Genomic DNA, 12,900 nt, shown 5'->3' on the forward strand with positions numbered 1-12,900 from the left:
CTGCGGCATCCGGCCCGTGAAGGGCGCCTGCACGTCATCCTCAGCGCGCCGAGAGCGCCTTCATCATCTGATCGATATCGATGCCGCCGAGGCCGAAGTTGCGTTCGGTCAGGTCCTTCAGGCGTTCCGCCGTCAGGGCCACCGTCTTGCGGATCTGCTCTTCGGTATGGTCGCTGGTGATGAAGAAGCGCAACCGCGCCAGTCCTTCGGGAACGGCGGGGTGGATGATCGGCAGCGCATTGACGCCGGCCGCAAGCAGATCGTTGGACAGCTGAACCGCGCGCAGGGAATCCCCGACCAGCACCGGCACAACCGAAAAGCCGCTGCTGAGGCCGGTGTCCAGACCCGCTTCCTTGGCAAGCTTGAGGAAGAGCGCGCCATTGCGCCGGAGGGCGGCAGTGCGCGACGGCTCGCGCGCAAGCACGTCGAGGCTGGCGGCCGCCGAGGCGGCCAGAACCGGCGCCAGGCCGACGCTGTAGACGAAGCCGCCGGCAGAGGCCTTGAGCACGGCAACAAGCGCCTCGCTGCCGGCAATGTAGCCGCCGCAGCTGGACGTCGTCTTCGAAAGCGTTCCCATCCAGATGTCGATCTCATGCGGATCGACGCCGAAGTGCTCGGCAAGACCACGACCATGCTTGCCGACGACCCCCAAGGAATGGGCCTCGTCGACCATCAGCCAGAAGCCGTATTCGGCCTTGAGCTTCAGGAGGGCCGGCAGGTCGGCGATGTCGCCGTCCATCGAGTAGATGCCCTCGACGATGACAAGGATACGACGATAGTCGCCCGAGACCGTGCGCAGCACGTGTTCCAGGTCGCTCGCGTCATTGTGCTTGAACAGCCGGCGCGTGGCGCCGGAGAGCTTGATGCCCGCAAGCGCGCTATTGTGAATGAACTCGTCGTGGACAACCAGATCCTTCGGGCCCATCAGGCAGCTGATGGCCGCGACATTGGTGAGATAGCCACTGACGAAGCAGACCGCGGCATCGACGCCGTAGAAGCGCGCGATCTTTTCTTCGAGCTCCACATGAACAGGGCGCTCGCCAGCGACAAGCCGGCTGGCAGAAGCCGAGATCCCGAAGGCGTCGACGGTTTCCTTTGCCCTTGCCAGCACTTCCGCGTGCCGGTTGAGGCCGAGATAATCATAGGAGGCGAAGTTGATCAGCTTGCGCCCGTCGATGACGGTGGTGGCGCCGGCTGCGGTCTGATGCGCGCGGTAGAACGGATTGGCGATCCCCAGCTGTTCGCTGGCAAACTTCTGGGTCAGAACCTGCTTGTACTCCGGCAGGTCCTCGAAACGGGCCTGTTGCCGGCGGGCCGGCGGCGGCATCTCCCGCTCCGAACGCGCCATGCGGTTGCGCTCGGAGGATTGATGCGTGTTTCTCATCCGGTCCAGCAGGTTCTCCTTGAGGCTGCTGGTCATCTTGGATGAGCCGGGACCATTTCCGTTCGTGCTCATTGGCTCTGTGCTTTTTCCTTTGCCGTGCCGACATGCCGTTGCGCCAGTTCTGTGACCAACTTGTCGTCCGCACCGTCGCTCTCTTCGCCCTGGTCGCGCTTGCTGACCTTGTCATAGAGCTTGCGGGCGACGTCGCCAACCGTCGTGTTGTCTGCGACACCACTGAGCGGCATGTCGAAACCGGTATTCTGCTGGAAGCTCATGCCGAGTTCCACGGCCATCAGGCTGTCGAGGCCGATTTCCTTCAGGACCTTGCTGCGCGTGACCGTATCCTTCGAGACCCGAAGGATGGCGGCAATTTCGCCTGCGACCAGTTCGAAGAGAATATCCTCGGCTTCCTGCGCCGACTTGCCCTCGATCATCGCGACGAGGTCCATCTTGGTGCCTTCGCCGCCGGACGAATGCTGATCGGCGCTACGCAGGATGACTTCGAAGAGCGCGTTGCGCGCGACCGGCAAGTTGCGGGCGGCCGACCAATCGATCTCCGATATCATCACGACGGCGGCGTCGACTGTGCCGGGATCGCTGGCGAGATGGCTCTCGACCATGTCCAGCGCCGTCTGCGCCTTCAGTGCCGTCTTGCCGATGCGCTTGGCCAGCAGATCGTTGACGTCGGTGTTCTGCACGAGATAGCCCTTGTCGGCGATCGCGCCGAAACCGACCGCCAAACCGGCAAGACCTTCCGCGCGCCGGGCGCGGGCAAGACCTTCGAGGTAGCCGTTGGCCGCAACGTAGTTTGCCTGGCCGGGATTGCCCACCAGCGTCGTTGCCGACGAGAACAGGATGAAGTTGTCGAGCGCATCGTTGCGGGTCAGCTGATCGAGAACAGCGGCACCCTTTGCCTTCGTGTCGATAACCGGCCGGTTGCGCTCGCGATTGAGATTGCTGATCAGCGCGTCATCCAGCACCATCGCTGCATGAACGATGGAGCGTAGCGGTGCGATGGCTCGCAATTCGGTGAGCAGGAGATCCGCAGCGGTTGCATCGGTGATATCGCAGGCGTGAACCGTGGCCGAAATGCCGGCCTTGGCCCAAAGCTCGATCATCGCCGTCGTTTCCGCGTCGGCAAGGCCGCGCCGCGAGCAGAGCGCGATCGTCTTGGCGCCCTTTTCCGCAAGCCAGTTGGCGGCGGCCAGGCCGAAGCCACCGATGCCACCGACGACCAGGTGCATGCCTTCGGGGTCGACCTTGACGCCACCGTGCGGCCGGGTCGCGACCTGGTGTTTGCCGGCCACCGGCGGCAGCACGACGATCTTGCCGATGTGACCCGCGTTCTGCATCAGGCGGAACGCATTGCCGATCTCGTCGAAATCGAAAGCACGGTACGGCAGCGGCGTAAGCTTGCCGTCCTCGAACAGGGCGCCGATCTCGGTGAAGATGCGCTTGGTCAGGGCCGGCGCGTTGACCAGCAACTGGTCCGCGTCGATGCCGAAGTAGCTGACATTGCGGCGGAACGGCCTGAGGCCGATCTTGCTGTCTGCGTAGTAGTCACGCTTGCCGAGTTCGAGGAAGCGGCCGAACGGTTTGACCAGTGCCAGGCTCTGCTCCATCGCCTCGGCGAAGAGTGAGTTCAGCACGAGGTCGACGCCCTCTCCATCAGTCACGGCGCGCACGTCGTTGACGAAACCGAGCGAGCGCGAATCGAACACATGATCGGCACCGAGCATCGAAAGGAAGCGGCGCTTCTCGCGGGTGCCGGCCGTGGCGATGACTTTCGCGCCCTTGAGCTTGGCAACCTGCAGCGCTGCGAGGCCGACCCCGCCGGCCGCACCATGGATGAGGATCGTTTCACCGGCCTGGATGCGGCCGAGCTCGACCATGGCGTAGTAGGCCGTGAGGAACGCAACAGGCACGGTGGCCGCGGCAACCGGGCTGACCGATTGCGGCAGCCTGGCGACGCCGGCGCGCGAAACGACGGCATGGGTGGAGAAGGCCGCAGACGCGATCGCCATGACCGCATCGCCGACCGAAAGGTCGTCCACGCCTTGACCGACGGCAACCACGTGACCGGACAGTTCCATGCCGATCGTCGCACCGGCAAAGCCGTCCTCGAGGGCTTCTTCAGGCAGAAGACCCATCGCCCACATCACGTCGCGGAAGTTGAGGCCGGTGGCCGCAACCTTGACGACGACGTCGCCGGGGCCCGCGGACGGCACGTTGCTTTCTTCCCAAACGATGCTGCCGACCTGAGAGGCGACACGCTGGCGGATGGTGGCGGCCTCGAAGGAGGCCGTCGAGCCATGGGCGTTGTCGGTCGGACCGGGAACCGCACGGATTTCCGAAAGCGATCCGTTCGGTCCTTCCAGCAGCCATTCGCGATTGCTGCCGGAAACGGTGAGCAATGGAAGCGATGCGGCAATCTGCTCGTCAGACGTCGAGGCGTCTGCGGCCAGATCCAGAGCATGAACGTCCAGGAACTCATATTCGTTCTGCAGCACCCGGGCGAAAGCCCAAAGGCCGGCATTGGTGCCGGAGCTTGCGGCCGTCGTGCCTGAGACACGGCTGGCGACCGGCGCCCCGCCAGGCGCGACAAGAACGAGCCTCGGACGTGCGTCGCCACTTGGATCGGTATCGCCGACATGCCGCCGCAATACTTCGGCTACGGCGCTAAACGCCAGAACCTGGTTTTGCAGCGAGGCAGAATCGTCCGTCCGGCTCTTCGGCGCAGGCGACGAAAGGAAGACGGCGCGAACGGGGCGATCGCGGAAGGCCTCAAGTGCATCGCGAAGCAAGGCCGCATCCGTCGCCGCATCACCCGTCAGGTCGACGGGGATGGCGCCGGTGGACGACTGCTTTGTCTTGGGCGCGCCGATCTGCAACAGAAGGTAGGAGCCCGCCGCTGAGGCAGCAGCATTCGCACCGGTCTCGACAGCCGCCGGCGCTTCCACGCCGCGTGCTTCAAGAACGATGACATTGCCGGACGCGCATTCACGGTCGGTGACGTCAATCTCGCGAAGATCGAGGTCGGCCAGACATTTCTGCCAGTGAGGAACGGCGGCGAGGTTGCCGATCGGGAACTCGGCCGCCTGGCTGCGGGCAAACCAGCCATCCGACAGTCCAAGCGCAAAATCGTTGAAAAGGGATGGCGCGCCGACGCCAGCGACGAGACCACCCGTCCGGCGCAGCGTCGAGCGGAGTGCCGTGCGTACATCGATGTCGTCTTCGATCAGGCCGTAGAGCCGGTCGGAGGCACTGATGGCGAGATCGAACGGCGCCTGTGTCGCAAGCTCACCCTTCTTGAGAATGCGCACATGGGCATCGTTTTCGAAGGCGAGTTCAAGGCCGCGTTGGGCATTGTCACGCGGCTCGACCACACCGAGGCTCGCGCCGTGTTTGGCTGCAAGCGTCGCGATGCGGCGCGTGAACCCGGCAGACACGCTGCCAAGCTCGAGAACGCGCAGACGTGTTCCCGTCGGCTGCGCCCGTAGCGCGCTTTCGACCGCATCAAGCACGAGCGCCATACGCTGGCGGCTTACTTCAGAATGCACGGCCTGATGATCGAGCGTCGCATCGCTGATGAAGCCGGCATTGGCAACGATTTCGGCATCGCCACCGGCTGGGGCCGCCAGCAGGACGTCGAGGCGTGCGAGCGCTTCCGCATAGGCGTTGTTGATCAGCACCGCCTCGACGGCACGATCAGGACGTTCGCCATAGAGTTCGCGCAGGATTTCTGGAACGCTCGGCAGGCTGAATTCCTGGGCGACGACCCAGACTCCATCCTTGTGCTCGCAGAGGCCGGCATCCTCAAGCACGTAAAGGCAGCTCGCCAGGAAACACTGGAAGGCGAAATCACCGGGCAGGCTATCGCTGCGCACGATCGATCGGCCCTTGCCGAGCTTCAGCGCAATCTCCTGGCAGGCGCGGTAGATCGCCGCGTTGAACAGCAACGTCGTGTTGTCGACGCCGGCATCGGCCGCCGTCTTGACGCCGAGGGTTACCGGCGTGCGGACGTCGGCCTCAACTGTCGGCAGGAACGTTTCGGAAAGGACTGTTTCGTAGTGGAAAGAGAGAGCGTCCAGCGCCTTGTGCTTGCGCAGATAGGTGCGTCGGAAACGGCAATCCTCGAAATGAGCGATCGGGTCGCCCGACTTGTCGAAGAAATGGAACTTGGCCTTGATCGAATTGGCGCTGACACGTTCGATCTCGATCGTGGCGCGCGCGATCGGCTTGCCGGCATTGACGACGCGCACGGAACCGAAGCGCACCGGAATATAGGGTGCGCCGCTCTTGTCGCCGGTGAAGCGGTCAAAAAGCGCGACGAGGCCGTGGAACGTGGCGTCGACCGAGATCGGATTGAGGGCATAGGTGACGAGCGGATGTCCCGGTTTGTCCGGGCTCTTCAGCTCGACGTCGACGATCCGGTCGTTATAGGCAACCGCCTTTGCCAGCAGCTGGAAACGCGGACCGTAGTCGAGGCCGAATTGCCGTGCGGTATCATAAGCCTTGGCCGGAGCGACGGTTGCCGTCTTCTGCATGCCGGCAAAGGAAGGCAACGCGCGTTCTTCACTCGGCAACGGCTTGCGGGACCGGGCGACCGCATGAACGGCCCAGTCGTCTTCGGACAGGCGCTCGCGCGAGCGGATCTCGATATCGCCGGTTTCCGGCGACAGGATGGTCGACAGTTCCATGATGCGGCTGTCGCTGAGCTCCAGCGGCCGGACGATTTCCAGATTGGTGATCTCGACTTCGTCTGTCCCGTAAAACTGCTGTGCCGCTGCGACGGCAATCTCGATGAAGCCGCTGCCCGGCAGGATAGCCTTGCCATCGACAACGTGCTCGGCCAGATCCGGGAAGAGGGGCGCATCGATGTGGTTCTTCCAGCTGCCGCTGTTCGGGTCGCTGCGCCATCCGATCAGGCGATAGGGTTTGGCGGTGCGGCCAAAGAGATCCGTGGCGTCGGTCGTGGCCGCCGGTCGCAATTCGACCGGCTCGAACGGCAGGCTCGGCAGCGAAATCGCCGCATTGCGCTTGCCGAATACGCGCGCGGTGTCGACGATTGCGCCGTGGGCGACAGCACGCGCCATAGCGGCCGAGATCGGATCCTGACCGGTCTCTCCGACATCTCGAAGCAGCGTCGGCACGACCATGCCTGGTGCCGCCGCCTGCTTGATCGTCTCCTTGACGTAAGAGGACAGGATCGGGCGCGGAGAAATCTCGATGAAGAGCCGGCAGCCGAGCTCGATCGCCGCCTCTGCCGCCGCCTGGAAGCGAACCGGCTCACGAACATTCTTCCACCAGTAGTCGGGGTCGAGTTGCGTGCCATCAAGGGCAGCACCCGTAACCGTCGATAGGTAGGTAACGTCCGCACGACGGGGCGCGATATCGGGAATATCCGACAGGAATGCGTCCTTGGCCCGGTCGATGATCGGGTGGTGGAAGGGATAGTTGATGTCGAGGATCTGAGCAGGGATCTTCGCCTTGCGTGCCGCGTCGCGGAAGGCGGAAATCTCATGGGCCGGGCCCGAGATCGTCACCGAATTGTGGGCGTTGACGGCAGCGACGCAAAGCTCATCGAGGCCGTGCGCCTCGGCGAAGGCGCGCGCGGCGTCTTCGCCCAGCATCACGGCGGCCATCGTGCCGTGGCCCGCGAGCAGATCCTGGTGCAGCGACCGCTTTGCAACGATCGAGACGGCGTCGACCATCGACAGCGCGCCGGCTGCATAAGCAGCGGCGATCTCGCCGACCGAATGACCGAACACGGCGACTGGCTTGACGCCCATGGCGACAAGCGAATCGGAAAGAGCTGCCTGGACGGCAAAAAGCAACGGCTGGGCGATCTTCGTGTCGGACAGCTTCTTGTCGAGGTCAGGATCGGTCAGAAGCTCGATGAGCGAGATGTCCGAATGGAACTTGAAGAGCGCGCTGACAGATGTGAAACACTGGCGGAAATGCAGGTTCTCACGGAACGCTTCGACGCCCATGCCGGCCCATTGCGAACCGTTGCCCGAAAAGACGAAGGCGACCTTGGCATCTCTGGTGACGGCTTCGCCGACTTCGCCGATATCGGAGCCCGGCTTTTCCACATGGCTTGCGATCGCACGGACGATATCTTCGGGATGATCGCTGCGGGCCGCGAACCGATAGCGCATATGGGTGCGGTTGGCGCCCGACGCTGCGACCATCGAGCGGATTTCGCCCTTGGAAGCGTTGGCAAAACGCGTCTTGTAGTCCTTCAGCAGTGCTTCGAGGCTCGACGCGGTATGGGCGCTTGCAAGGAAGACGTGACCGGACGACGGCGGATTGTTGATCTTGTCTTCGGAAACGGGCTCCGGATCGCTGATGACCACGTGGGCATTGGCGCCGCCGAAGCCGAAGGAGTTGATGCCGGCAAGCCGCGCACGCTTGCCGCGCAGCAGTTCGATCGGGCTTGCCGTGACGCGCACGTTCAGGCCATCGAAATCGATATGTTCGTTCGGCGTGTCGAAGTGCAGCGACGCCGGCAGGTAGTTGTTTTCGAGCGCCAGGATCGCCTTCATCATGCCGAAAAGGCCGGAGGCAGGCTCCGTGTGGCCGATGTTCGACTTGATCGAGCCGATCGGAACCGGTGCCCGGCGATTGGCGCCGATGACCGTGCCGATGGACCAGACTTCCGCTGGGTCGCCGACCTTGGTGCCGGTGCCGTGGCCCTCGACGAAAGCCACCTGATTGGCATCGATGCCGTTGCCTTCGTAGATCGCCCGCAGCAGATTTGCCTGGGCTTCGCGCGAGGGCAGGGAGATGCCGTTCGTGCGGCCGGCCGAATTGACGCCAGTCGCAACGATCCGGGCATAGCTCCGGTCTTTTTCGCGGCGCGCCCGGTCCGAGCGGCGCAGCACGAACACGACGCCACCTTCGGCGCGCACATAGCCCGCGCCATCGTTGTCATAGGCGCGGCAGAGCCCTTCAGGCGACAGCATGCGCGCCTGCGCAAAGCCGACGAACGGCAGCGGATGGGCGAGAATATTGACGCCGCCGACGATCGCCGTGTCGATTTCGCCGGCGTTCAGTGCGCGCATCGCCTGATCGAGCGCGACGAGCGAGGACGAACAAGCCGTATCGACCGTCATGCTCGGACCGCTCAGCCCGAAGATGTGCGAAATGCGGTTGGAGACGATCGACAGGGTGTTGCCGGTCATGAAATACGGGCCGGCCGCCGCCGGGTCCTCAACCGTCAGGTTGGCGTGGTCGAGGCTCGATGCGCCGATGTAGACGCCGACATTCTCGCCGTGCAGCGACGTCGTCGAGATATTGGCGTCCTCGAGCGCGCGCCAGGCGAGCTGCAAGAGCACGCGCTGCTGCGGATCCATATACATGGCTTCGCGCTGCGACATGCCGAAGACGGCCGGGTCGAAGTCATAGAGCTGATCCAGCACGCCCGCGGCGAAGGAATAGGTCTTGCCCTGCGTGCCCATGACCGGGTGCCAGAAACGCGCAACGTCCCAGCGATCGGACGGGATGCTGGTGACTGTGCACTTGCCCTGACGAAGAAGTTTGAACAACGCCGAAGGCGATTCTGCTCCAGGGGCGAGGCATGCACGCCCAATAATTTCAACAGCCATATATGATCGAACGCTCTAAACTGACGTTAAAGTTGCATCTGCGATTGCGCTTCCAAGCGGAAAACGCAACTGCCAATCATTCCGCCCCAGGGTTATCCCCACGTATATTCGTTCCGCCTCATTAGTCAGCTTTTAACTTAAAGTACCTAGCTTTCAAGTCCAATGGCCTAACATATACATGCCCAGAACCTTCATCCAAGACAAATCGGGCCGCAAACCCGTCAAGGTGTAGGAGGTATGACCGGAAAGGCGCAGGGCCAATTATTTTGCTCGTCTTCGTCTGCAAGTGACTTGTTGTGAGACGGCTATTGTGCTTTTCAGAGACCGGCGGATTCCCGACCGGGAGATCATGCGGTGCAGAACTATGAACAGAATCATGGCTGTGCCGAATTCGGAGTGTCTTAGTTGAAACGTGTAGCTGCCCTTCTGCTTTCTACCGCGCTTGCGGGATGTCAGGCTGTTCCGGGCGAGGGGCCGCTGGCCGGGGCCATTGTTGCGGATGCCGGCCAATCCGGCGCCGAAATCGGTCGAAAGAACGCCACCGTATTTGATATCGTCGATGTGACCGGTCAGTCCGCACGCCTTGTTTCCGACTACGTGTCGTCGACGCTCAACCGCCGGTTCGGTATCGGCGGCGGTGTGGGCCGGGTCGTCATCGGTGTTGGCGACGCTCTGAAAGTATCGATCTTCGAGGCCGGCAGCGACGGTCTGTTCTCGACGCAGGACTCCAAACAGACAAGCATCGACCTCGTCGTCCAGCCGGACGGCAAGGCAGCCATCCCCTATGTCGGCTCGGTCCGATTTGCCGGCCTGACGCTGGAACAGGCGCGCCAGGAAATCCTGGAAGCGCTGAAGCAGAAGGCGGTCGAGCCTGATGTCATCGTCACGAGCATGAGCACCGCCTCGCGCAACGTCACCGTTTCGGGCGCTGTCGGCAAGTCCGCAGTCGTCCCGCTCAGCCTCGTCGACGAGACGATCAACGAGGTCATCGCCAAGGCGGGCGGCCCCGTGGCGCAGCCCTACGAGACCTATGTCACGCTGGTGCGCGGCAAGAAGACCGGCACGGTTCTCCTGAAGTCGATCATCGAGAACCCGTCTGAAAACATCCATGTGAAGCCGGGAGACCAGATCTTCGTTGCGCGCGATCCGCGCCGCTTCACTATCCTTGGCGCCGTCAAGGCCAACCAGCGCGTCGAGTTCGGCGCCAACGACCTCAACCTGCTGGAAGCCATGGGACTTGCCGGCGGCGGTTCCGACTATGCGCTCGACATGAAGGGCTACTTCATCTTCCGCTACGAAGAGCCGGATGTCGTCATGAGCCTTCTCGGCCAGCAGCGCTTCAACGAGATGTTGCGCAAGGGCATGCAGACGGACAGCCAGGGGCGCTATCCGATCGTCTACCGCTTCGACATGAGCAAGCCGGACAGCCTGATCGTCGGCCAGACCTTCCCGATCAAGAATCGCGACGTGATCTATGCCTCGCGTCATCCGTCGGTGGACTTCTCGAAGTTCCTGAACTTCGTGGCGCAGCCGGTCGGCATTGCCAATTCCGGCTTCTCCATCGCCGACAACCTCAACGGCAACTGATCCAATTCAGGCTGCAGTTCTTGAGAGGGCGCCGACCGTGGTCAGCGCCCTTTTTCTATGTGCGTCAAGGATCGTGCCGTGGGGTGTCGAAGCGGGTTGCCGTCGCTCAAATTCTGTGATTGATCTTGGACTTAAATCGATTTTGGTGATCGATAGGGATTGGTCCGCTCAAGGGGAAAGCGATGGCTGGTGAGGCGTTGATCGTCGTCGACGTGCAAAACGATTTTTGCCCGGGCGGAGCGCTTGCCGTTTCCGGCGGCGATGAGATCGTGCCTGCGGTCAACGATCTGATCGGGAGGTTCGAGCATGTGGTGCTGACGCAGGATTGGCATCCGGTCGGCCATTCGAGCTTCGCATCCGTCCATTCGGGAAAAGCGCCGTTCGAGACGGTAACGATGTCCTATGGCGAGCAAACGCTTTGGCCGGACCATTGTGTTCAGGGCAGTACCGGCGCCGACTTTCACCCATCGCTGAAATGGACACGCGCCGAACTGGTGATCCGCAAGGGCTTTCGCACCGGCATCGACAGCTATTCCGCCTTCTTCGAGAATGATCGCCGGACGCCGACCGGGCTGACTGGCTACCTCAGGGATCGCGGTATCGGCAGCGTTACCTTGTGCGGCCTGGCGACCGATTTCTGCGTCGCCTTTTCCGCGCTCGACGCCGTGGCCCAGGGGTTTTCAACCTCCGTCGTGCTTGATGCCTCCAGGGGTATCGATCTCAACGGTTCGCTCTCCGCCATGATCACGCGCATGCGGCAAGCCGGCGTGCGTATGCTTTAGCCATGCAGCAATTCAAAGTGCTACAGCGACCTTTGCGCGTCTCATAAGACGCGCTGCGCTGTAAGAGGAGCAATTCCTAAGATGACCAAGACCGATATCGCCAGGCGCGTCTACAATCATGCCTGGAAGCTCGACCCGATCGTGCGCAGCCTGCTCGACACGGATTTCTACAAGCTTTTGATGCTGCAGATGATCTGGCAGCTCTATCCGGATGTAGACGCGACCTTCTCGCTGATCAACCGGACCAAGACCGTGCGCCTGGCCGACGAGATCGACGAAAATGAACTGCGCGAGCAACTCGATCATGCGCGCGAGTTGCGGTTCTCCAAGAAGGAGATGATCTGGCTTGCCGGTAACTCGTTCTACGGTCGCAAGCAGATTTTCTCGCCGGAGTTCCTCGCCTGGCTCGCAAAATTCCGCCTGCCGGATTACGAGCTGTCGCGACGCGACGGCCAGTTCGAGCTGACCTTCCGTGGGCGCTGGGCCGAGACCACCATGTGGGAGATCCCGGCGCTGGCGATCATCAACGAGCTGCGCTCGCGCTCGGCCATGAAAGGGCTCGGCCCCTTCACGCTCGATGTGCTCTATGCCCGTGCCAAGGCGAAGATGTGGTCGAAGGTCGAGCGCCTCAGGCAGTATCCCAACCTGCGGATTTCGGATTTCGGCACGCGAAGGCGCCACAGCTTCCTGTGGCAGCGCTGGTGCGTCGAGGCATTGAAGGAAGGCATCGGTGCATCCTTCTCCGGCTCCAGCAACGTGCTTCTGGCGATGGATACGGACCTGGAGGCGCTCGGCACCAACGCGCATGAATTGCCGATGGTGGCAGCTGCACTTGCCCGCACCGATGCCGAACTCGCCGCCGCACCCTATAAGGTGCTGCAGGACTGGAATCAGCTCTACGGCGGCAATCTCTTGATCGTGCTTCCCGATGCCTTCGGCACGGCCGCGTTCCTGCGCGATGCGCCGGCATGGGTGGCGGACTGGACCGGCTTTCGTCCGGACAGCGCCCCGCCGATCGAAGGCGGCGAGAAAATTCTCGCCTGGTGGAAGAAGATGGGGCGCGACCCGCGTGAAAAACTGCTCATCTTCTCCGATGGTCTCGATGTCGAAACGATCATCGAAACCTACAGGCATTTCGAGGGACGCGTGCGCATGAGCTTTGGTTGGGGAACGAACCTCACCAATGACTTTGCCGATTGCGCGCCGACGGAGATCAAGGGCCTCAATCCGATATCGATCGTCTGCAAGGTCAGCGACGCTGATGGCCGGCCGGCGGTCAAGCTGTCGGACAACCCCCGCAAGGCGACCGGCGACGCGGCCGAGGTGCAGCGCTATCTGAAGTTCTTCGGGAGCGAGGATTTCGTCGAGCAGGCCGTCAAGGTCTGACGGCGGTCGTTTGGACAAAAAGAAACCGGCGCGAGCCGGTTTCAAAAGGGGATTTAAGCGTTGCGATTGTCCATCATCGCGATGTCAAATCTAGGGACAGAATCTTAAGGTTGCGTTAAGGCGCATCTTTCGATGTCTGCAACTACAAATT

5 protein-coding genes are annotated in these 12,900 nt (G+C 62.4%); 3 read left to right on the forward strand and 2 right to left on the reverse strand.

The features are described 5' to 3' along the window. Positions 1-40: 40 nt before the first annotated feature. Both ASD52_RS14045 and ASD52_RS14050 read right to left on the reverse strand, forming a co-directional pair. A complete protein-coding gene (locus ASD52_RS14045; protein ID WP_057204242.1) occupies positions 41-1,456 on the reverse strand; it encodes an aminotransferase class I/II-fold pyridoxal phosphate-dependent enzyme in 1,416 nt (471 codons plus the stop codon). Beyond that, on the reverse strand, positions 1,453-8,994 hold the full coding sequence (locus ASD52_RS14050) for a type I polyketide synthase (protein ID WP_057204238.1): 7,542 nt from the start codon (positions 8,992-8,994) through the stop codon (positions 1,453-1,455). The genes ASD52_RS14045 and ASD52_RS14050 overlap by 4 nt, the downstream gene beginning before the upstream one ends. 405 nt (positions 8,995-9,399) lie before the next feature. On the opposite strand from ASD52_RS14050, the gene ASD52_RS14055 reads away from it, so the two are divergent. The 3 genes from ASD52_RS14055 to pncB all read left to right on the forward strand — a co-directional run bounded on the left by ASD52_RS14055 (position 9,400) and on the right by pncB (position 12,749). Then, positions 9,400-10,581, forward strand: a complete 1,182-nt coding sequence (locus ASD52_RS14055) for a polysaccharide biosynthesis/export family protein (RefSeq protein ID WP_025425868.1) — start codon at positions 9,400-9,402, stop codon at positions 10,579-10,581. Positions 10,582-10,763: 182 nt separating this feature from the next. Next, positions 10,764-11,363, forward strand: a complete 600-nt coding sequence (pncA, locus tag ASD52_RS14060; protein ID WP_025425869.1) for a bifunctional nicotinamidase/pyrazinamidase — start codon at positions 10,764-10,766, stop codon at positions 11,361-11,363. Positions 11,364-11,444: 81 nt separating this feature from the next. Beyond that, positions 11,445-12,749, forward strand: a complete 1,305-nt coding sequence (pncB, locus tag ASD52_RS14065) for a nicotinate phosphoribosyltransferase (RefSeq protein ID WP_025425870.1) — start codon at positions 11,445-11,447, stop codon at positions 12,747-12,749. The last annotated feature ends 151 nt before the right edge of the window (positions 12,750-12,900 follow it).

The sequence above is a fragment of the Ensifer sp. Root142 genome (assembly GCF_001426785.1).
GTDB classification, from domain to species: domain Bacteria; phylum Pseudomonadota; class Alphaproteobacteria; order Rhizobiales; family Rhizobiaceae; genus Ensifer; species Ensifer canadensis.

Bases quoted from the DNA above. Each gene is read 5' to 3' on its own strand.
- ASD52_RS14045 (WP_057204242.1), bottom strand. From the start codon at position 1,456: ATGAGCACGAACGGAAATGGTCCCGGCTCATCCAAGATGACCAGCAGC.
- ASD52_RS14050 (WP_057204238.1), bottom strand. From the start codon at position 8,994: ATGGCTGTTGAAATTATTGGGCGTGCATGCCTCGCCCCTGGAGCAGAA.
- pncA (WP_025425869.1), top strand. From the start codon at position 10,764: ATGGCTGGTGAGGCGTTGATCGTCGTCGACGTGCAAAACGATTTTTGC.
- pncB (WP_025425870.1), top strand. From the start codon at position 11,445: ATGACCAAGACCGATATCGCCAGGCGCGTCTACAATCATGCCTGGAAG.